Raw genomic sequence first — 20,772 nt, 5'->3', positions numbered from 1 at the left:
TTTAGGGAAGGATGCCAATGCCCAAGCGTGCGTTGTCCCTTTTATCGGCGGTGCTGGCTTTGTCAGCGCCCGCATTCGCGCGCGCGGCCGAGGAACGGGAAGCCTGGACCACCACCATTACCGACCTGCGCGCCGACGCGGCCGGGATCGGCATGCCGCAAAGCGTCGCCGGCCTGTCGCTGTCCAAGAGCGGGGAGGTTTCCCACGGCGGCAAGGGGATCGACAATTACGCGCAATATCTGTCGGACGACGGCGCGATCCAGGCGACGCTCTATGTCTATCTGCCGAGCTATGCCGACGCCTCGCTGGCCGCCTATATGACGGACAAGGCCGTGACGGAGCGCTTCGGCGCCAGGACGCGGCGCACCGCCTATGCCAGCGTCGCCGTGGCGGGTCATGCCGATGGCGCCATCCGCGCCGTCTATGACGATGCCGCCGACGGCGCGCTCACCACCGCCGCGGCTTTCCTGCACGTCGGGCGATGGCTGGTGAAGCTGCGCGTCACCGGGCCGACGGAACGGCGGAAGGAAGTGCTCGCCGGGCTGGACGGGATGCTGGCCGGACTCAGCTTCGACGACTCCTCCTCCATCCATGCGACCAAGCCCGCAAGGCTGACCGCCTGCCCCGCCGCCGACGCCGGCGAAGCCCGGCTGACTCAACGATCCGCCGCCGCCCCCGTCGACGTCGCCCTGCCGCGCGAAGGGCAAGAGGCCCTCTGCATCCGGGGGAAGGTCGATACCGCCGACGGCAGCCTCGACATCCTCCAGCAGGCCGGCATCGCCGACGGCGCGATCATCGTGCCGGTGGACGATGCGGGCACGGTGATGGCGTTCGACCCGGCCGAAGCAGGCCGCGGCTACCGGCTTTCGATCCATTCGGTGGGGCAAACCGATCTCTACGGCGTCTATGACAAGGTGCCCAGCGCGCGGCAGATGGCCCAGATACTGGACGGAAAGGATCCGCAGACCGCGCAGGCGGGGGCGACGGCGGCTTACACCGCCAACGGCCAGATGACGGTGCGAACTGCGGACGCGAAGCTGCGTTAGTTCCGAGCGATGGAAGCCGATTGCCGGTTTAGGCGGCGCAGGCAAATTCGAAAATGTCGTGATATGGCCAGTTGCGGACCTAAAATCCTCCCTACGCGCAGCGTGGGGAGGGGGACCGCCGCTGAAAGCGGTGGTGGAGGGGAAATACGCAGATCGTGCCCCATTCCCCTCCACCAGCCTGCGGCTGGTCCCCCTCCCCATCTATCGATGGGGAGGAATAGGATAGGTCCGCTTTCCACCCAAAATCATTCAGTCCGGCCAATGTTGAATTTGTCCACGCCGCCGGAGAAATCGCGGAAACATCCGTCATGCCTAACTTGTTTCGGCGCGACACGGCTTTCCAGGCAATGCCTTGGACGAAATCGCCTGCCCATGAAATCGGGACAAACCGCCCCGCAACTCAGATCAGATAGCCGACCTCATAAAGCCCCCAGCGCCGCCCGCCGAACATCAGCGGCACGAACACGCTGCGCAGCGCCCGGTAACGTCCCTCGCCCAGATCCTGGCGGTAGGTGAACAGGAAGAAGTCCCCGTCCCCGTCCAGGGCGCGGCGGGTCTGGCTGTCCATGAAAATCTGCCGGTTGCGCGCATGTTCCATGTTCCAGCGCGCCTGGCCGAGCCGCTGCGGCTGGCTGCGCGCGCTGATATGGGTCGGCAGATAACCGTTCATGTCGATCAGGCAACAGCCCACTATGGCGCTGTCCTGCGCCGTCCGCCGGTCGAGCAGGGGCTGCACGAAGCGGTCGGCAAAGGCGGTGAAGCCATTTTCATATTGCGTCGGCTCGGAACCGGGCAGCGGCCGGTATGCGGTATCGAACAGGCCGGCCATGTCCAATTCCCCCTGCGCCAGCGCCCCTTCGATCAGCGCCTGCACCTCCTCCGCCCCCTCTTCGGCGAAGGCGATATAGCGGCTGTTGCGCGTGACATGGCCGCTATGCGCCGCCGTGTTGAGCATGGCATTGGCCATGCCCTCCAGCCGCTCCAGATGGCCGCGCGCCGTTTCGACGCGGGTCGCGCTTTCGGTCGCCGACTGGCTGAAACGGGCAAGTCCCTGGCGCAGCGCCGCCACGTCGCCGTCGGCCTCGTCCGTGCAGGTGACGATCGTGTCGGACCGTTCCCCGAATTGCGTCACCAGCGAAGCGATTTCGGCCATGCTGACGCGCAGCGTGTCGATATGCGAACCGACGTCGCGGCCGCGCAGGATATTGGCCTCCACCCCGCCGATCAGTTGCCGGGCGTCGCGGTCGAGCAGACCCAGCTTGTCGCCCACCGATGCCGCCGACTCGCCCGCCTGCTCGGCCAGCCGCCTGATTTCATCCGCCACCACGGCAAAGCCCTGCGTCGCTTCGCCGCCGCGGGCGGCCTCGATCGCTGCGTTGACGCCCAGAAGACGCGTCTGCCGGGCGATGGCGCCGAGTTGCCCTGAAATGTCGCCCACCGTCTCGATGACGTCCAGGAACTGGCGCAGATGGCCTTCAAGGCCGGTCACATTCTCGATCAGTTCCGTCACCTGGCCCAGGGAACGGCCGATGGCCTCATGCCCCTGGGCGATGATCTGCCCCGCGCGGCGCGCGGTGAGGCTGAGTTCCTGCGCCGCCAGCACGCTTTCATTCTGGCTGACCGCCAGCGCCTGCATCGTCGATTGCAATTCGACCAGATGCGCCGAATCGTCATGGATGCGGCGAGTCAGTTCGCCCAGGAAGCCGGCCGTTTCGCTGCATTGCAATGCGATGTCGCCCGATCGTTCCCCCAGGTCGGTCAACAAGTCTAGATTTTCCAATGATCGCCGCCCTATTCCGCCCGATATGGATACTGCCTTGTTAACGATGCATTGCAACACTTAACATTCCGACAACGCGGGGGTGCTTGCATGATCGATCAAGCTGGCGGACAAGGGACGCCATCATGATGCTCAACTTTCTCGATGCGCTGCGCGCTGCCGGCATTCCCGCCGGCATCAAGGAACATCTGCTGCTGCTGGAGGCGCTGGATCGCGACGTCATCGGCCAGCGGCCGGAGGATTTCTATTATCTCGCCCGCGCCACCTATGTGAAGGACGAGGGGCTGATCGACCGCTTCGACCAGGTGTTCGCCCGCGTGTTCAGGGGCGTGCTGGGCGCCGAGGGCGTCGAGGCGGAAATTCCGGAGGAATGGCTGCGGCTGGTGGCGGAGAAGTTCCTGAGCGCGGAGGAGATGGAGAAGATCAAGTCGCTGGGCAGCTGGGACGAGATCATGGAGACGCTGAAGAAGCGGCTGGAGGAGCAGAAGGGACGTCATCAGGGCGGCAACAAGTGGATCGGCACCGGCGGCACATCCCCCTTCGGCCATGGCGGCTATAATCCCGAAGGCGTGCGGATCGGCGGCGAGAGCAAGCACAAGCGCGCCATCAAGGTGTGGGAAAAGCGCGAATTCGCCAATCTGGACAATCAGAAGGAACTGGGCACCCGCAACATCAAGGTGGCGCTGCGGCGGCTGCGGCGCTTCGCGCGGGAGGGCGCGGCGGATGAGCTGGACCTGGACGAAACCATCCGGGGAACGGCGCGGCAGGGCTGGCTCGACATCCGCATGCGGCCGGAACGGCACAATGCGGTGAAGCTGCTGCTGTTCCTGGACGTGGGCGGATCGATGGACCCGTTCATCACGCTGTGCGAGGAACTGTTCTCGGCCGCGACCAGCGAATTCAAGAACATGGAATTCTTCTACTTCCACAACTGCCTGTACGAGGGCGTATGGAAGGACAACCGCCGCCGCTTTTCGGAACGGACGCCGACCTGGGACATACTGCACAAATATGGGCATGACTATAAGGTGATCTTCGTGGGCGACGCGGCGATGAGTCCCTATGAGATCAGCCATCCCGGCGGGTCGGTCGAACATATGAACGAGGAGCCGGGCGCGACCTGGCTGGGCCGCGTGCTGCATACCTATCCGGCTGCCGTGTGGCTGAACCCCGCGCAGGAGGCGCATTGGGGCTATAGTCAGTCGACCATGATGATCCGCGAGATCATGAACGGGCGCATGTATCCGCTGACCATCGACGGGATAGACGGCGCCATGCGGGAATTGACGCGCAAACGGTGAGCGCCGTCGGGCCGATGGCGTCGGGGGAAGCAAGAAGCCGTATGAGAGTGTCCAGTTCCACCCCCGCAAGTCAACGCCCCGTCTGGACTGGGCTCCTGCCTGCGCAGGAGCACGGCGCGCTGAGTGCGATTTCCAATCGATCGGAACCGATTGCGGACTAAAGAAAATCGCGGAAAAAACGAATCCAGAGCGCAGGCCAATGCCGGCCATCAACATCCTATGCCGGTTCGAAAAACACGCCCCCCGTCATCGGCCGCGGCGCGCCGGTCGTGCCGGGAAAGCTGATCGGCAGGCCCTTCATATGGCGGACGGCCATATAGGCGAAACCCTGCGCCTCCAGCGCGTCGCCATCCCATCCCAGCTCGTCCACCGGCCGGACCTCCGCCCCGCTATAGCTGCCCAGCATCCGCATCAGCGTCGCATTGCGGCGCCCGCCGCCGGCGACATAGATGCGCTTCGGCCGCTCCGCCAGATGGTCCAGCCCCCGCGCCACGGCGGCGGCGGAAAAGGCGGTCAGGGTCGCCGCGCCGTCCGCCAGGGAAAGGTCGCGCACCGCCTCGATGGCGAAGGCCTCGCGGTCTATGCTCTTGGGCGGAGGGACGGCGAACCAGGGGTCGGACAGCATATCGGCCAGTCGTTCCTCATCCACCCGTCCGCCTGCCGCCGTCTCGCCATTTTCGTCGAAACCCCGGTCGCCACGGGCCTGCATCCAATTGTCGATAAGGCCGCTCGCCATGCCGGTGTCGAAGGCGACGATCTCCCCGTCGGAGGCGATGGCGGTGATGTTGGCGACCCCGCCCAGGTTCAGCACGGCGACGGGTTTGGGCAGGTCATGCGCCAGGGCGCGGTGATAGACCGGGAGCAGCGGAGCGCCCTGCCCGCCCGCCGCGACGTCGGCGCTGCGCAGGTCCGCGACGACGGGAATGCCGAAGGCGCCCGCCAGGGCCGCGCCATCCCCGATCTGCCAGGTCCAGCGCCATTCGGGGCGGTGGGCGACGGTGTGGCCATGGAAACCGATGACGGCGATGTCCTGCGTCACATGGCCGCTGCGGGCCAGCAGGTCCGACACCGCCTCGACATGGAACTCCGTCAGTTCCTCCTCGACCGCGTGGATGAGCGGTTCGAAGCCGGGCTTTTCCATGGTCATTGCCCGCTGGCAGGCTTCCGCGAGGCGAAGGCGGAAGCCGTCATGATAGGGCATGGCGTGGAAGGCGACGCCCTTGCTCGAGCCCTCGCCATCGGTCTCGATCAGCGCGGCGTCTATGCCGTCGCGGGAGGTGCCCGACATCAGGCCTATTGCCAGCATTCCATTTCCTCCGTTCGGGCTGCGACTTGTTCCTTCTTTAGAGAAGTGGAGGGCTTCGACAAGCTCAGCCCGAACGGGCGGGATCAGCTTGCCCCATGAAGCCCTTTTCGTGTCGGTGAGCCGATGCTACAGGGCGCGGCATCATGACCAGCTATTCCTCCGACCTGCTCCGCCTGCTCGACGCGCGCGGCTATATCCACCAGTTGACCGATGCGGAGGGGTTGGACGCGCTCGCCGCCAGGCAGGTCGTGCCGGGTTATATCGGCTTCGATCCGACCGCGCCCTCGCTGCATGTCGGCCACCTGGTGTCGATCATGATGCTGCGGCAGTTGCAGAAGGCCGGGCACAAGCCCATCGTCCTGATGGGCGGCGGCACCGGCAAGATCGGCGACCCCAGCTTCAAGGACGAAGCGCGCAAGCTGTTGACCACAGACGCCATCGCGCAGAATGTGGCGAGCATCAAGCGGGTGTTCGAACGGTTCCTGACCTTCGGCGACGGGCCGACCGACGCGATCATGCTCGACAATGCGGAATGGCTGGACCGGCTGGAATATATCCCCTTCCTGCGCGACATCGGCCAGCATTTCTCGGTCAACCGGATGCTGAGTTTCGATTCGGTGAAGCTGCGGCTGGACCGGGAACAGTCGCTCAGCTTCCTGGAATTCAACTATATGATCCTCCAGGCCTATGACTTTCTGGAATTGTCGCGCCGTTCGGCCTGCCGGTTGCAGATGGGCGGATCGGACCAGTGGGGCAATATCGTCAACGGCGTCGAACTGGCGCGCCGGGTGGACGGCACGCAGGTGTTCGGACTGACGACCCCGCTGCTCACCAATGCGGACGGCACCAAGATGGGCAAGACCGTGGGCGGCGCGGTGTGGCTCAACGAGGACCAGCTTTCCAGCTATGATTACTGGCAGTTCTGGCGCAACACGGCCGATGCCGACGTCGCCAACCGGCTGCGGCTGTTCACCGACCTGCCGATGGACGAGGTGGAGCGGCTGGCCGCCTTGCAGGGCGCGGAGATCAACGAGGCGAAGAAAATCCTGGCGAACGAGGCCACGGCGCTCTGCCGCGGCGCCGATGCCGCCGCAGCGGCTGCGGAAACGGCCCGGCGGACCTTCGAAGAGGGCGCGTCCGACGCCAACCTGCCGACCGCCAGCCTTGGCGCCGAAGGGCTGAACATCGTGCAGGGGACGACCGCGCTGGGCTTTGCCGCCTCCAACAAGGAAGTGCGGCGGAAGCTGGCGGAGGGCGCGATCCGCGTCAATGGCGAGGTGGTGAGCGACCCTGCCCTGCCGTTGAAGGCGGGGGACAAGCTCAGCTTCGGCGCGAAGAAGCACGGGCTGATAACCGCCTGAAATCAAAAGAGCCTTTAAAAGGCTTTAACCATGGGATTTAAGGAAGAGGCCATCTTCCTCAGCCTATCCTGCGAACATGCCTTCGGTGTTCGCAAGCCTTTCGCACCTGAACCAGTCGCGGGATAGCGCCGTCAACCAACGGCGCGCGCAGCGCGACCTGGTCGATATGGTCAGCCATATCACGGCGCAGGGGCGAACCCATGGCACGCGGATCATCAACATCTCCGCCCTGGGACTGATGTGCCGGACGGAGGCGCCCCTTGGCATAGGCGAACGGGTGACGATATGGCTGCCCGTGGTGAAGGATCATGCCGCGGAAGTGCGCTGGTCGGAGGATGGGCGGATCGGCGTCGAGTTCCTCAAGCCCATCGAACCGCGGGTCTATGAGGCCATGCTGTCGCTCATTCCGCCGCGCCAGACGGCCTGGTAAACGCCTTTCCCAGATCGTCCCCCGCCTCCAGCCGCTGCCGCGATCGGACCAGCGCCTGCGGCATGCGCGTCCGCAGGAAATCCATCATCGCCTCCCGCACCTCGCAGCGAAGGTCGAAGGCTATGCCCGCATTCCTGGCGCTCAGCAGGCCGCGCAGCTCCAGCGCATCGGCGCGCTGGTCGGTCACCTGCAATATCGCGACGCGCCCGTCCCAGCGGCTGTTGGCCTTGACCGCCTCGATGAACTTCGCGCGGATCGCCTCTATGTCCGCGGCGGGATCGACGTAAAGGAAGACGGTGCCGAGCAGGTCGGAGGTTTTCGTCGTCCAGTTCTGGAACGGCTTTTCCAGGAAATAGGAAACCGGCACGATCATCCGCCGGTCGTCCCAGATGCGAACGACGACATAGGTCAGCTTGATGTCCTCTATCCGGCCCCACTCTCCCTCGACGATCACGACATCGTCCAGCCGGATCGGTTCGGAAAAGGCCATCTGGATGCCGGCGATCAGGTTCTTGAGCGCGGGCTGCGCCGCCGCGCCGACCGCCAGCCCAGCCAGCCCCGCCGACGCCATCAGCGTGACGCCGACGCTCCGCACGCCGGGAATGGCGATCAGCATCAGCGAGACGATCAGGAATCCGACGATGAACTGCGCCACGCGATAGAGGATGCGGATGCGGGTATGCTGCCGCCGCGCCTTCAGATTATCCTCCACGCTGATGTCGCTGCGGCGCTCCAGGATGATGCGTCCCGCCCGCATCAGGGAAAAGACCAGCCAGCCCATCAGCAGGATGAACAGCATTTTCGATCCGATGGACCAGATCGCCTCCACATTCGGGCTGAAGGTCAGCGGCTGGATGCCCGCCGCCAGCGTCATCAGGACGATCAGCCAGCGGCTGGGGTGGTAGAGGGCGGGAAGGATCACCGGCTCTATCCGCATCCGCCGGACGATGCGGGTCGCCAGCCAATAGGCCAGCCAGTGGAGCAGGAAGGCGACGGCGACCGACAGGCCGATGGAGATCGCCGCCATCGACGTGACATGGTGCAGGCTGATGTCGGATTGCATGGCCGTGCAACGACAGGGCGGCGGGATGGTTTCGCGGGTGCGGCAAGCCGTTGCTTCCACAATGCGCGCGGCAATCCCTCAAACCCCTGCCGTGCTCCTGCGAAGGCAGGAGTCCAGTTCCGACGCTGCCAGCCGCAAAACCGCCCGAACTGGGTTCCTGCCTTCGCAGGAGCACCACATTCCTACCCGCTGCGCAGCAAACCCACCGCCGCGTCGCGTTCGAAGAGGTAGAGGCAGATCCTGGCCGCCTGCCCCCGCGCCTCGCTCAGTCCCCCATCTCGGTCGATCAGCAGATGCGCGTCGTCCCGCGCCGGATCGAGCAAGGCGGAGAGATGCTCCGGCGTGGCGAGCTTCAACTGCTGCTCGCCCGACTGGCGCGTGCCCAGTATCTCGCCCGCGCCCCGCAGGCGCAGGTCTTCCTCGGCTATGCGGAAACCGTCATTGGTTTCCCGCATCAGCGCAAGGCGCGCCCTGGCGGTTTCGCTCAGCGCATTGCCGCGCAGCAGGATGCAGACCGACTGATTCTGCCCCCGCCCCACCCGCCCGCGCAACTGGTGGAGCTGGGCAAGGCCGAAGCGGTCGGCCCCTTCGATGATGATGAGGTTGCTGTTGGGCACGTCGACGCCGACCTCGATCACCGTGGTCGCCACCAATATCTTTGCCCGGGCGGAGGCGAAGGATTCCATCGCGGCATCCTTTTCCGGCCCCTTCATCCGGCCGTGCACGATGGCGACGCGCTCGCCGAAACGCGTCCGCAGCGTTTCCGCCCGCGCCTCGGCGGCGGCAAGGTCGCTATTCTCGCTTTCCTCGACCAGCGGGCAGACCCAATAGGCCTGCCCCCCGCCCTCCACATGGCGGGCCAGCGCCTCCACCACTTCGTCGAGACGCCCGGAGGACATGACCACGGTCTGAATCGGCTGCCGGCCCGGCGGCATCTCGTCCAGGCGGGACACGTCCATCTCGCCATAATAAGTGAGCGTCAGCGTGCGCGGGATCGGCGTGGCGGTCATCACCAGCAGGTGCGGCGCGCGCTCCGCCTTGGCCGCCAGCATCATGCGCTGCGCGACGCCGAAGCGATGCTGCTCGTCGATCACCGCCAGGGCGAGGTTCCGGTATCGCACCGCATCCTGGAAGATGGCGTGGGTGCCGACCAATATGTCGATGCTGCCGTCCGCCAGTCCCATGAGGGTGGATTCGCGCGCCTTGCCCTTTTCGCGCCCGGTCAGGATGGCGATATTCACCGGCAGGCCCGACGCCATCCCGCGCAGCGTTTCATAATGCTGGCGGGCAAGGATTTCGGTCGGCGCCAGCAGCGCGCCCTGCGCCCCCGCCTCGACCGTGTTGAGCAGCGCCATCAGCGCGACCAGCGTCTTGCCCGACCCCACATCGCCCTGCAACAGGCGCAGCATGGGCACGGGCTGGGCCATGTCGCCCTCTATTTCCATGAAGGCGCGGCTCTGCGCGCCGGTCGGCGCGAATGGCAGCTTGAGCATGGCGCGCAGCCGGCCGTCCCCGGCAACGGGCACGCCCCTGCGCCTGCGGGACGACTGGCGCACCAGCATCAGCGCGAGCTGGCCGGCGAATATCTCGTCATAGGCGAGCCGCTCGCGGGCCAGCGCGTCCGCGGGATCGGCATGGATGCGCTGCAGGGCCTCCCGCCATCCCGGCCAGCCCTTGCGGGCGAGCAGGCTGGGTTCGATCCATTCGGGCAGTTCGGGCGCGCGGGCCAACGCCTGCGCCACCAGGTCGCGCAGGCGATTGTTGGTCAACCCTTCGGACAGGCCATAGACCGGCTCGCGCGCGGGAATGGTGGCGGCTTCCTCCGGCGGCAGGACATGGTCGGGATGCACGATCTGCAGATTGTCGCCATAGGCCTCCAGCTTGCCGGAGACGAATTTGGGTTCGCCCAGCGGCAGCAGCTTGCGCGGCCAAGCGCTGTTGCGGCCGAAATAGACCAGCGCGACGCTGTTGCCGTGCCGGTCCTGCGCGATCACGCGGAACGGGGCGCGGGCGCTGCCGGAGGCGCGATAGTCTGTGGGCGTGAGCGTGATGCCGATGACCCGGCCTGAATCGCCCAGCATCAGTTCGTCCACCATGCGGCGGTCGACAAAGCTGACCGGAAGGTGGAAGGCGACATCGACGGCCCGCGCCAGGCCCAACCGCTCCAGCGGTTTTGCCAATGTGGGGCCGACGCCTTTCAGCGCCTCGATTTCGGTGAAGAGTGGGTTGAGGATGTCGGGTCGCATGGCTATCTGCATGCGTCTAGCCCAGCCGGGACGATGCGCAAACATCCGATCGGCAATTTCGCCATGCTCGTCCAAGGAACAATTGTGAACGAAGACCCTCGCATCCGCCGCCTGCAATTCCGGGCCTGGCATCGCGGCATCAAGGAAGCGGACCTCGCGGTGGGCGGATTTTTCGATCGCTACCATGCGGAATGGGGCGAAGAGGAACTGGATTGGTTCGAACGGTTTATCGAGGAACAGGATGCCGACATCATGGCCTGGGCCCTGGGCACGCTGCCGCTGCCGGAACAATGGCGCGGGCCGATGTGGGAAAGGTTCGCGAAGATGGATTTCGTGGAGATCGGGAAGAAGTAGCCTCACGCGCCCCTCCCGCAAGCGGAAGGGGCCGGGGGTGGGCCTGCTCCACCGCCGTTGCAACGCCCACCCCTAACCTCTCCCGCTTGCGGGAGGGGGACTGAGTAAAGAATGACCGACCTTCTCAAGATTCTCAAAGCCTCCGCCCCGATGACCCTTTCCGGCGTGCCGGCCGGTTTCCAGCCCTGGCTGCTGGCGGACATCGCGCGGGCAGCCCCGTCCCGCACCCTGTTCGTCGCCCCTGACGAACAGCTCATGCGCGCCGTGGCGGATACGGCGCATTATTTCGCGCCGGAGATCGAGATCGTCGAAATCCCCGCCTGGGACTGCCTGCCCTATGACCGGGCCAGCCCTTCGCTGCGCACCGCCGCGGCGCGGCTGGCGGGCCTCTACGCCCTGCAAGGGAGGCCGCAGGGGCCGCAACTCGTCCTCACCACGCTCAACGCCCTCACCCAGCGCACGCTGACGCCGTTCCGCGTGCGGCAACTGGTGGCGAAGCTCGCGCCCAAGGAACGGATCGCCATCTCGCGGCTGGCCGACATGCTGCAGGCCAATGGCTATGCGCGCACCGACACCGTGCATGACCGGGGCGAGTTCGCCATACGCGGCGGCATTGTCGACCTGTTCCCCGGCGGCGAGGAGCAACCACTCAGGCTCGATTTCTTCGGGGACGAGATAGAGACGGTGCGCCGCTTCGATCCCGCCGACCAGCGGACCAGCGGCAGCGTCGAGGGCTTCACCCTGCTCCCGGCGTCGGAGGCTTTGCTGGACAAGGAGACGATCAAGCGTTTCCGCGGCCGCTATCGCGAGATTTTCGGCGCCACCGCCACGGGCGACCCGCTCTATCAGGCGGTGAGCGACGGGCGGCGCCTGCAGGGCATGGAACATTGGCTGCCGCTGTTCGAGGAACGGCTGGTGCCCCTGACCGACCATCTGGGCGACGACAGCCTGATCCTGCTGGACCATGGCGTGGCGGGCGCGGCGGAGGCGCGGTTCGAGGCGATCAGGGACTATCATGCGAACCGCGCGGCGGCGAAATCCTCCGATCCGGGCGCCTATCGGCCGCTGGAGCCACGGGCCCTCTATCTGGAGGCGGAGGAATGGGCCGCCCTGGCGCGCGACTGGCCGATGCACGCCACCACCCCCTTCCATGAGCCGGAGAGCGCCTCCGTCCTCGACTTCGCAGTGGATGGCCCCCGCGACTTCGCGCCGGAGCGGGCGCAGAACGCCAATGTCTATGAGGCGGTGAGCAAGCATATCGCCGCGCTCCAGCGGACAAAGAAGAAGGTCGTCATCGCCAGCTATTCGGGCGGGGCGCGGGCACGGCTTTCCGGCCTGCTGGCCGATCATGGGTTGAAGCGGATCGCGGCGGCGGACAGCTGGCAGGAGGCGCTGGGCATCGCGGCCGGGGGCAGCACGGTGCTGACCGTCCTGCCGCTGGATCATGGCTTCACCGCGCCCGACGTGGCGGTGCTGACCGAACAGGACATGCTGGGCGACCGGCTGGTGAGGCGGGCCAAGCGCAAGAAGAGCGCGGACGCTTTCCTGGCCGAACTGGCGACGCTCTCGCCCGGCGATCTCGTCGTGCACATGGACCATGGCATCGGCCGCTATGAGGGGCTGACCCAGATTCCCGTCGCCAAGGCGGCGCATGATTGCGTCGCGCTGGAATATGCGGGCGGCGACAAGCTCTATGTGCCGGTCGAAAATCTGGAGGTTCTCTCCCGCTACGGCTCCGAAAGCGAGGGCGTCAGCCTGGACAAGCTGGGCGGGGAGGCCTGGCAGCGGCGCAAGGCGCGGATGAAGGAACGCATCCGCGAGATTGCGGGCGAACTGCTCAAGACCGCGGCGGAGCGCGCCCTGCGGCCCGCGACCGTGGCGGAACCCGACAACGCGGGCTATCCCGCCTTCGTCGACCGCTTCCCCTATCAGGAAACCGACGATCAGGACCGGGCGATCAGCGACGTGATAGAGGATCTGGGCGCTGGCAGGCCGATGGACCGGCTGGTCTGCGGCGATGTCGGCTTCGGCAAGACGGAGGTCGCGCTGCGCGCCGCCTTCGTCGCGGCGATGGCGGGGATGCAGGTGGTGGTGATCTGCCCGACCACCCTGCTCGCCCGGCAGCATCACATGAATTTCGAGGAGCGTTTCCGGGGTTTCCCGGTGAAGATCGGCCGCCTGTCCCGCCTGGTGCCGGACAAGGAGGCGAAGGCGGTGAAGGCCGGCCTTGCCGACGGAACCGTCGACATCGTGGTGGGCACCCACGCGCTGCTGGCCAAGGGGCTGGAGTTCAAGCGGCTGGGCCTCGTCATCGTGGACGAGGAGCAGCGGTTCGGCGTGACGCACAAGGAACGGCTGAAGTCGCTCAAGACCGACGTCCACGTGCTGACGCTGACGGCGACGCCCATTCCGCGCACCTTGCAGATGGCGATGTCGGGCCTGCGGGAACTGTCGGTCATCCAGACGCCGCCAGTGGATCGCCTGGCGGTGCGGACCTACATCATGCCGTGGGACGGAGTGGTGATCCGCGAGGCGCTGCTGCGCGAACATTATCGCGGCGGCCAGAGCTTCTTCGTCGTGCCGCGCATTTCCGACCTGACGGAGATCGAGGAATTTCTCCGCACCGAAGTGCCCGAAGTGCGGCCGGTGGTCGCCCATGGCCAGATGAGCGCGACGGAGGTGGAGGAACGCATGTCCGCCTTTTACGACAGGCGCTACGACGTGCTGCTCTCGACCACCATCGTCGAAAGCGGGCTGGACATCCCCTCCGCCAACACGCTCATCATCCACCGGGCGGACCGCTTCGGCCTGGCGCAGCTCTATCAGCTTCGCGGACGGGTCGGGCGGGCGAAGACGCGCGCCTATGCCTATTTCACCACGCCAGCCAACCGGGTGATCACCGAAACGGCGGAAAAGCGGCTGAAGGTTCTGTCCGACCTGGACACGCTGGGCGCGGGGTTCCAGCTTGCGTCGCACGACCTCGACATACGCGGCGCGGGCAATCTGGTGGGCGACGAGCAATCCGGCCATATCAAGGAGGTCGGGTTCGAACTCTACCAGTCGATGCTGGAGGACGCGATCCTGGAGGCGAAGGCCGGCGGCGCGGGGCTGGAGAAGGCGCGGGAGAGCTTCTCGCCGCAGATTACCGTCGACGCGCCGATCCTCATTCCGGAGGATTATGTGCCCGACCTCGACCTGCGCATGGGCCTTTACCGCCGCCTCAACGAAGTCGAGGACCGGCAGGGGCTGGAGGCCTTCGCCGCCGAACTGATCGACCGCTTCGGCAAGCTGCCTCCGCCGACGCAAAACCTGTTCAAGATCATCGAGATCAAGCAGAATTGCGTCGCCGCCAATATCGCCAAGATCGACGTCGGGGCGAAGGGCGCGCTGGTCAGCTTCTTCGAGGACCGCTTCCCCCGTCCGGAGGGGTTGGTCGCCTATATCCAGCGGCTGAACGGCGTGGCGCGGTTGCGGCCCGACAGCAAGGTCGTGGTGAACCGCGCCTGGGCAGATCCGGCGGCGCGGCTCAATGGCGCGCTGCAGCTTTCCAAGGGGCTGGCGAAAGCCGCGGCCTAGGGTGTGTCGACAAATTCAAGATCCGCCAGTCCGAGTGTTCTTGGGTGGAGAAGCGGCCGTTCCCCTATCCGTCACCCCGGGCTTGACCCGGGGTCCCGCTGCCTTGGACGAGGCGCGGTGCAGAGGGAAAAGCGGCTCCCCGGATCAAGCCTGTCCTGAGCTTGCCGAAGGGTCCGGGTGACGGTGAGGCAATGCCGCTATTGGCGTTTCCCCGCATCAAGCGCCAGCACCCCTTTGTCATCCCTGGGACAACAGCCAGCAACAGTCGCGACCTAAATCCCGCTCTGACGACCGGACAGCAAAGTCCGGCGTCGAGCAGGAGAAAGACATGAGTTTGACCCTTATTGCCCTCGCCGCGGCGGCGGCCACGCACAGCGTCCGGATCGACCATGGGGGAAAGCCGGTGGAGGCGACCTACAGCGCCCGCGCCGAGTTCCGCGCCAGGACCATCGGCGCCAAGACCCCGAACCGCGCGGACATGCAACGGTGCCAGTGGACCGCCACCATCCTGGTCGACCGGGCGCTCAGCCATGGGCCGGCGCTCAGCCGCACGGTTTCCAGCGACAAGCAGTTTTCGGGCAGCGAGCATGGCGCCTGCACCCCCGGCCGCCAGTCGGGGGAACGCAATCTGGCGCGTCATGAAGGCGAAATCCGCGACCATCTGATCGCGGTTGCGCAGGCGGACCGCGCGCCGCTGCTGGCAGAGCTTGACGCCGTGCGCAATCTTGCCTCCAACTGAGAAAGGGGCGGCGCTGGCCTGCGCCTTTCTGGCCTGCGCCTTCCAGGCTGGCGTCGGCGCCGGCCCCGCCTTCGCGCAATATGCCGACGGCGTCTCCGTGACGGTCGAAGTCGCCAGCGAGGAACGGCGCCGGGGGCTGAGTTGGAGCGAGGGCGACCCGGTGATGCGGGGCACTCTGTCCGTGCCCGTGGCGGACGGGCTGAGCATCGACGGCACGGCCGCCTCGCTGAGCGGCAGCGACCGGCACGGCGGAGCCGATGCCGTCGTCGACCTGGGCGCGGCCTATGCGCGACAGGTCGGCGGCTGGCGGCTTTCCGCCGAAGGGCGCTATCGCCTTTTCCCCGGAAGTTCGGGGCAAGGCTATGGCGAATTCGGCGCAGGCGCGGCTTTCATGATCGGACCGGCCAGCATCGACTTCAACGGCAGCTATGCCCCCCGGCAATCGTCCATCGGCGGCGACAATCTCTATCTGTCCGCTTCGGCGGCGATGGGGTTGCCGGGCACGCCCCTCACCGTCTCGGCGCGGATCGGCCGATCTTCGGGCGATGCGCGCGACCCGGCCCGCGCCGCGCGACTGCGCCCGGACGGCACCTATTGGGACTATGGCATCGGCGTCGACTATATGAAGGACCGCTGGTTCGCCGGCCTGCGCTATGCCGACAGCGGCATCGCAGGCCCCGGACGCCGCCATGCGGGGGCAAGCCTGATCGGACGGGTGGGGTTAGGCCTTTAGCGCCAGCGCCACCAGATCGGCGGAGGAAACGCCCGCCGAACGCAGGAAACCCTGATAATAATCGCAACCTTCGCGGGTGAGGAGGTCCAGCTGCTGCTCCGTCTCCACCCCTTCGGCGATGACGCGCAGGCCCAACGACTTCGCCATATGGATGACGCCGCGCACGATGATTCGGTCGCGGGCGGTCCCGGCGATGTCCTGCGCCAGCCCGCTGTCGATCTTCAGATAATCGAGCGGCAGGCTCTTGAGATAGGCAAGGCTGGAATAGCCGGTGCCGAAATCGTCCACCGCCACCGCCAGTCCTTCGGCCCGCAGCGCCGTCAGCAAGGCGGTGGCATTGTCCACATCCTCGATCAGGCCGCTCTCGGTAATCTCCACCGTCAGGCGCGACCGGGGAAAGCCGCTCATGTCCACCAGGTTCAGGAATTGCGGCATGAAGCCGGGCTGGGCGATGTCCTCCGCCGTGACGTTGATCGACAGGCGCAGATGCGACAGCGCGCGCGGCCAGGCGGCGGCCTGCCGCAGCGCTTCGGCCTGGATATGCGCGGAAAGCGGCAGCATATAGTCGGAACGCCCCGCCGTGGCGAACAGCATTCCCGCCCCCAGAGCGCCATATTGCGGGTGGTTCCAGCGGGCCAATGCCTCCACGCCGATCATATGCTCCCCATCCACGGGATATTGCGGCTGGAACAATATGCCGATTTCCCCTCGATCCAGGGCGAGGCGCAGATCGGTTTCCAACTGGTCGGCATCCACCTGGCGGCTGCGTTTTTCGGAGGAGAAGATGCGGATGCCCTCCCCGCCCCCGACCCTGGCGTCGGCCAAAGCGGTGCCGGCGCGGCGGATAAGGCGGGTGGCGTCGTCATCCGCCCGCGACTGGGCGATGCCGCAGCGCGCCGTGAGGCGGATCAGATGGTCCCCAGCGCTGAACGGCCGGCCGATGGCGCCGATCAGTTGCCGGGCCAGGAAGGTCGCCTTTTCCGCCGTCGCCGCCTCGCCCGTCAGGCCGATCAGGAATTCCGTCCCGGCGATGCGCGCGACCATCGCGCCGACCGCCATGTCGACGGTCATGCGCTCTATGCGGCGGGCGATCCGGCCCAGCAGCGCGTCGCCCACGACCTGGCCATAGGCGGCGTTCATGCGGTCGAACTGGCTGATCGACAGCAGCAGCACCGTCGTCGCCAGCCCCTGCCGCTGTTCCAGCCAATCGAGCGCCGCCTGGCGCGAGCGCAGCCCGGTCAGGTCGTCCCGTCCGGTGGCGTCATGGCCATGCGCGTCGGACAGCCACTCCACATCCGCCGCGACGACCCCGTCGACCAGCCGCAGATGATGCACCAGCCGGTCGCCCGGACGGCCCGGCGCGGCATGGGCGAAGGCCTCCGGACGGCCGGACCGCATCATGCCGCGCAGGGCGGCGATCACGGAACGGCGCTCGGCACGCGGCAGGCGGCGGATGAAGGTCGCCGGGTCGACGCTCTGCCGGTCAAGGCCCAGATGGCGCGCAAGATTGTCGCTGATGCGGATGCGGTCCCCATCCCTCTCCCAGAACAGCGCGTCGCCGCGCCGGATGCGCTGGGCGCGCCGGCTGTGCGTGGTCCCGCCGACCAGCCGGTCGACCAGCCGCTGCGCCGAAGCCAGCGTGGCGCGCAGTTCGGCGGGCGTGAAGGGCGCGGCAAGGAAATGCGTCGCCCCCGCCTCCAGCAACGCCGGCACCGCGGCCATGTCCCCCGCGTCGACCAGCACGATCAGCGCGCCCCCGCCCGCATCCACCGACGGACCCAGCGACGCGATCAGGCGGATGTCGCCATCGCTCGCGCCGCGCATGTCGGCCAGGGCGATCTGGGCGTCGCTGTGCAGGAAGCGCTGCGCGGCATCGGTGGCGCGACGGGCGGCGATGGCGCGCCAGCCCGCCGCCCTCGCCTGCTGCGACAATCCGTCGCGGTCGCCCGGCGACAGGATGAAGAGGCTGCGCTGTCCGTCCAGTGCGGTCTCGCCGCTCACATGATGCTCCTCGGGACGGTTCACGCCCTCTTCCCTAATGTCCATCGGTTAGCGACCTGTTTACGCTGCCGCAACCAGTGACGCTTGCACGGGGCAGGTCCATCGCCTAGCTAGGACATATGGAGATGGCCGATCCTGGACGCACGGCCCTGACCGATGCACTCGGCCGCCGGATCAGCTATTTGCGGATTTCGGTGACGGATCGCTGCGACCTGCGCTGCCGCTATTGCATGGCGGAGCGGATGACATTCCTTCCCAGGGACCAAATTCTGACGCTGGAGGAGATCGCGCTGCTGGCCGACCTCTTCATCGCCCGGGGCGTGCGCAGGATCAGGCTGACCGGCGGCGAACCGCTGGTGCGGCGCGACATCATCGACCTCGTCCGGCGGATCGGGCGGCATGTGGGCGCGGGCCTGGATGAACTGACGCTCACCACCAACGGCACGCGGCTGGCGCACCATGCGCAGGCGCTTGCCGATGCGGGCGTCAGGCGCGTCAATGTCAGCCTGGACAGCCTGGACCCCGAACGTTTCGCCCATGTGACGCGGAACGGCGACATCCGGCCGGTGCTGGAGGGGCTGGCGGCGGCGCGGGCGGCCGGGCTGGCGGTCAAGATCAACATGGTCGCGCTCAAGGGCGTCAATGAGGACGAGATCCTGCCGATGCTGCATTGGTGCGACGATCAGGGTTTCGACCTGACCCTGATCGAGACCATGCCCCTGGGCGAGACCGGGGAAGACCGCACGGACCATTATCTGCCGCTGACGCAGGTCGCCGATTCCATCCGCCGCCATCGCGCGCTGGCGCCGATCCCGCACCGCACCGGCGGTCCGGCGCGCTATCATGCGGTCGATGGGTTGAAGGCGCGGCTGGGGCTGATCACGCCGCTCACCCATAATTTCTGCGCCGATTGCAACCGCATGCGCATGACCTGCGAGGGCAAGATCTTCATGTGCCTGGGCCATGAGGATCATGTCGACCTGAAGGCCGCCTTCCGCCAGGGCGGACTGCCGGCGGTGGAGCCGTTGATCGACCGCGCCCTGCGGCTGAAGCCGGCGGCGCATGACTTCCGCATCGGCGCGGACGCCGCGCCGGCGGTGCGGCGGCATATGAGCGTGACCGGCGGATGACCGACGACGTCCGGCGCGCCCTGGTCGCGTCCCCCAGCCCGGCAGCCAAGGCGGCGGAGGAAAGGCTGCGCGCTTCCTATGATTTCGTGCCCGTGGACCAGGCGGACATGATCATCGCGCTGGGCGGCGACGGCTTCATGCTCCAGACGCTGCACTCCATGCTGGAGGGGCGGCGCATCCTGCCGGTGTTCGGCATGAACCTGGGCACGGTCGGCTTCCTGATGAACGAATGGCGGCTCGAACGGCTGGAACAGCGGATAGAGGCGGCCAAGCCCTTCAAGGTCAGCCCGCTGCGCATGATCGTCGACACCGTGGATGGGGAGCGTTTTTCCATCCCCGCCATCAATGAAGTCTCGCTGCTGCGCGAAACGCGCCAGACCGCCAAGCTGGAGGTGAAGGTCAACGACCGCACCGTCCTGCCCGAACTGGTGTGCGACGGCGTGCTGGTGGCGACGCCGGCCGGCTCGACGGCCTATAATCTTTCCGCCCATGGGCCGATCCTGCCGCTGGGATCGGCGCTGGTGGCGCTGACGCCGATCAGCCCCTTCCGCCCCCGGCGCTGGCGCGGGGCGATCCTGCCGGAAAATACGGTGATCCAGTTCACCGCGCTCGATCCGGTGAAGCGCCCGGTCAGCGCCGTGGCGGACCAGCGCGAAGTGCGCGACGTCGCCCAGGTGGAGGTCAAGATCGACCGCGCGACGCCGCTGACGCTGTTGTTCGACCCGGAACATACGCTGGACGACCGGATCGCGGCCGAACAGTTCATCGCGTGAAAATTCCGTCATTTGGCGCTTGCCATTGCCGGAAAGCCGCTGCTATAGGCGCGGCCTGCCCAGCGGAAGCCGGGTCGCTCCCCGATAGCTCAGCGGTAGAGCATTCGACTGTTAATCGAATGGCCGTAGGTTCGAATCCTACTCGGGGAGCCAATTTCCATCCGGCGGCGGTGCCGGAAATCCTCCCTCAACCGGCCGGATCGATGCGCCCCGACCCATGTTCCGCGCATATCGGGCCGCCCGCGCATTTTTTCGGACCGGCGGCATTTCCCACCCTTGCCATTTCGCAAAAGCCGCTGCATATGCGCGGCCTGCCCGGCACGAGCCGGGTCGCTCCCCGATAGCTCAGCGGTAGAGCATTCGACTGTTAATCGAATGGCCGTAGGTTCGAATCCTACTCGGGGAGCCAATTTCCACCTGATTTACGCGAATGTACAGCCGCCCTGCCCCGCGCGGCGGATCCGGCTTCGAAGCAGGTCGCGCCTGCAAGGAATATGCGGGCGGACATCGTGGATGCCGCCCGCAAATGCGATCCTGGTCAGCTTTTTTGTTCAGCGCGATGCGTATTGACGGCCCTTGGTCGCCAGCGCCCAGCGTTGCGGCAGGGCATCGACCGCATTCTCCCGGACGAAGCACTGGCCGCGCCGCGCCTGGATCGCGCGGCAAAGCGCGACGGCCTCGCCCCGCTCGTCGAAGCCGCCGACGGCCAGACGGGCGAAGGTCGCGCCGTTCACCGTGATCTGGCTGGTGACGACCGGCAAATTCGCCAGCACGCTGTTGCGGCGGGCCATGGCGAACCATTTTTCCTTGGCGATGGCGGCATTGTCATAGGCGCCGAGCTGAACCACCCAATGGCCGCTGCCCCTGCCGCTGGCCTGGAAGGCCGCCGGCTGAAGGCGCGGAGCCTCCCGAAGGCGCGGGGGCGTCACGGCG

The 20,772-nt window shown here is 66.7% G+C and carries 16 protein-coding genes and 2 tRNA genes; 12 read left to right on the top strand and 6 right to left on the bottom strand.

The features are described from left to right. The first annotated feature begins 17 nt into the window (after positions 1-17). A complete protein-coding gene (locus tag L286_RS44145) occupies positions 18-1,046 on the top strand; it encodes a hypothetical protein (RefSeq protein ID WP_020818872.1) in 1,029 nt (342 codons plus the stop codon). Between the two features lie 400 nt (positions 1,047-1,446). Here the strand turns inward: L286_RS44145 and L286_RS44140 are convergent, their stop codons facing one another. Then, complete coding sequence (locus L286_RS44140; protein WP_013039813.1) at positions 1,447-2,826, bottom strand: methyl-accepting chemotaxis protein; 1,380 nt, start codon at positions 2,824-2,826, stop codon at positions 1,447-1,449. A 125-nt stretch (positions 2,827-2,951) separates the two neighbouring features. Between L286_RS44140 and L286_RS44135 the strand changes: the two genes are divergently transcribed. Next, the gene (locus L286_RS44135) at positions 2,952-4,127 is read left to right on the top strand and encodes a vWA domain-containing protein (protein WP_007683309.1); all 1,176 of its coding nucleotides are present in this window, start codon (positions 2,952-2,954) and stop codon (positions 4,125-4,127) included. A 217-nt stretch (positions 4,128-4,344) separates the two neighbouring features. Here the strand turns inward: L286_RS44135 and L286_RS44130 are convergent, their stop codons facing one another. Continuing rightward, positions 4,345-5,433 (bottom strand): anhydro-N-acetylmuramic acid kinase, encoded by a 1,089-nt coding sequence (locus L286_RS44130; protein ID WP_020818873.1) that lies wholly within the window; start codon positions 5,431-5,433, stop codon positions 4,345-4,347. A 143-nt stretch (positions 5,434-5,576) separates the two neighbouring features. On the opposite strand from L286_RS44130, the gene tyrS reads away from it, so the two are divergent. Both tyrS and L286_RS44120 read left to right on the top strand, forming a co-directional pair. Continuing rightward, a complete protein-coding gene (gene tyrS, locus L286_RS44125) occupies positions 5,577-6,794 on the top strand; it encodes a tyrosine--tRNA ligase (RefSeq protein ID WP_020818874.1) in 1,218 nt (405 codons plus the stop codon). Positions 6,795-6,870: 76 nt separating this feature from the next. Continuing rightward, entirely contained in the window at positions 6,871-7,224 is a 354-nt protein-coding gene (locus L286_RS44120; RefSeq protein ID WP_020818875.1) for a PilZ domain-containing protein, read from the top strand. On the opposite strand, the gene L286_RS44115 is transcribed toward L286_RS44120, so the two are convergent. Next, positions 7,196-8,287 carry a mechanosensitive ion channel family protein gene (locus L286_RS44115; RefSeq protein WP_007683313.1) on the bottom strand — a complete coding sequence of 364 codons (1,092 nt, stop codon included), beginning with the start codon at positions 8,285-8,287 and terminating at the stop codon, positions 7,196-7,198. The genes L286_RS44120 and L286_RS44115 overlap by 29 nt on opposite strands. 182 nt (positions 8,288-8,469) lie before the next feature. Beyond that, positions 8,470-10,533 carry an ATP-dependent DNA helicase RecG gene (gene recG, locus L286_RS44110; protein WP_020818876.1) on the bottom strand — a complete coding sequence of 688 codons (2,064 nt, stop codon included), beginning with the start codon at positions 10,531-10,533 and terminating at the stop codon, positions 8,470-8,472. Between the two features lie 84 nt (positions 10,534-10,617). On the opposite strand from recG, the gene L286_RS44105 reads away from it, so the two are divergent. From L286_RS44105 to L286_RS44090, 4 genes are all read left to right on the top strand, one after another. Next, the gene (locus L286_RS44105; protein WP_007683316.1) at positions 10,618-10,887 is read left to right on the top strand and encodes an FAD assembly factor SdhE; all 270 of its coding nucleotides are present in this window, start codon (positions 10,618-10,620) and stop codon (positions 10,885-10,887) included. A gap of 111 nt (positions 10,888-10,998) precedes the next feature. After that, entirely contained in the window at positions 10,999-14,463 is a 3,465-nt protein-coding gene (gene mfd / locus L286_RS44100) for a transcription-repair coupling factor (protein ID WP_020818878.1), read from the top strand. A 328-nt stretch (positions 14,464-14,791) separates the two neighbouring features. Then, a complete protein-coding gene (locus L286_RS44095) occupies positions 14,792-15,202 on the top strand; it encodes a hypothetical protein (protein ID WP_007683207.1) in 411 nt (136 codons plus the stop codon). Next, positions 15,189-15,935, top strand: coding sequence for a TorF family putative porin (locus L286_RS44090; RefSeq protein ID WP_020818879.1), 747 nt, complete (start codon positions 15,189-15,191; stop codon positions 15,933-15,935). Before L286_RS44095 ends, L286_RS44090 begins: the two co-directional genes overlap by 14 nt. On the opposite strand, the gene L286_RS44085 is transcribed toward L286_RS44090, so the two are convergent. Then, positions 15,924-17,981, bottom strand: a complete 2,058-nt coding sequence (locus L286_RS44085) for a putative bifunctional diguanylate cyclase/phosphodiesterase (protein WP_020818880.1) — start codon at positions 17,979-17,981, stop codon at positions 15,924-15,926. The genes L286_RS44090 and L286_RS44085 overlap by 12 nt on opposite strands. Positions 17,982-18,055: 74 nt before the next feature. Between L286_RS44085 and moaA the strand changes: the two genes are divergently transcribed. The 4 genes from moaA (at position 18,056) to L286_RS44065 (ending at position 20,248) form a co-directional block, all read left to right on the top strand. Beyond that, the gene (gene moaA / locus L286_RS44080) at positions 18,056-19,066 is read left to right on the top strand and encodes a GTP 3',8-cyclase MoaA (protein ID WP_020818881.1); all 1,011 of its coding nucleotides are present in this window, start codon (positions 18,056-18,058) and stop codon (positions 19,064-19,066) included. Continuing rightward, positions 19,063-19,839, top strand: coding sequence for an NAD kinase (locus L286_RS44075; RefSeq protein ID WP_020818882.1), 777 nt, complete (start codon positions 19,063-19,065; stop codon positions 19,837-19,839). Before moaA ends, L286_RS44075 begins: the two co-directional genes overlap by 4 nt. A 78-nt stretch (positions 19,840-19,917) precedes the next feature. Next, positions 19,918-19,992, top strand: a tRNA-Asn gene (locus tag L286_RS44070). A 181-nt stretch (positions 19,993-20,173) separates the two neighbouring features. Next, a tRNA-Asn gene (locus L286_RS44065) sits at positions 20,174-20,248 on the top strand. Positions 20,249-20,390: 142 nt separating this feature from the next. Here the strand turns inward: L286_RS44065 and L286_RS44060 are convergent. After that, a partial coding sequence (locus L286_RS44060) for an SPOR domain-containing protein (protein WP_021223964.1) occupies positions 20,391-20,772 on the bottom strand: 382 nt, incomplete at its 5' end.

It is taken from the genome of Sphingobium sp. HDIP04, from assembly GCF_000445085.1.
Taxonomy (GTDB): Bacteria; Pseudomonadota; Alphaproteobacteria; order Sphingomonadales; family Sphingomonadaceae; genus Sphingobium; species Sphingobium indicum.
The sequence above is the reverse complement of the archived record's forward strand: the minus strand, read 5'-3'. Positions and strand labels throughout refer to the sequence as shown.

Coding starts and splice junctions, on each gene's coding strand:
- mfd (WP_020818878.1), top strand. CDS start 10,999: ATGACCGACCTTCTCAAGATTCTCAAAGCCTCCGCCCCGATGACCCTT.
- tyrS (WP_020818874.1), top strand. CDS start 5,577: ATGACCAGCTATTCCTCCGACCTGCTCCGCCTGCTCGACGCGCGCGGC.
- L286_RS44095 (WP_007683207.1), top strand. CDS start 14,792: ATGAGTTTGACCCTTATTGCCCTCGCCGCGGCGGCGGCCACGCACAGC.
- recG (WP_020818876.1), bottom strand. CDS start 10,533: ATGCGACCCGACATCCTCAACCCACTCTTCACCGAAATCGAGGCGCTG.
- L286_RS44120 (WP_020818875.1), top strand. CDS start 6,871: ATGCCTTCGGTGTTCGCAAGCCTTTCGCACCTGAACCAGTCGCGGGAT.
- L286_RS44130 (WP_020818873.1), bottom strand. CDS start 5,433: ATGCTGGCAATAGGCCTGATGTCGGGCACCTCCCGCGACGGCATAGAC.
- L286_RS44135 (WP_007683309.1), top strand. CDS start 2,952: ATGATGCTCAACTTTCTCGATGCGCTGCGCGCTGCCGGCATTCCCGCC.
- moaA (WP_020818881.1), top strand. CDS start 18,056: ATGGAGATGGCCGATCCTGGACGCACGGCCCTGACCGATGCACTCGGC.
- L286_RS44115 (WP_007683313.1), bottom strand. CDS start 8,287: ATGCAATCCGACATCAGCCTGCACCATGTCACGTCGATGGCGGCGATC.
- L286_RS44145 (WP_020818872.1), top strand. CDS start 18: ATGCCCAAGCGTGCGTTGTCCCTTTTATCGGCGGTGCTGGCTTTGTCA.
- L286_RS44085 (WP_020818880.1), bottom strand. CDS start 17,981: ATGGACATTAGGGAAGAGGGCGTGAACCGTCCCGAGGAGCATCATGTG.
- L286_RS44075 (WP_020818882.1), top strand. CDS start 19,063: ATGACCGACGACGTCCGGCGCGCCCTGGTCGCGTCCCCCAGCCCGGCA.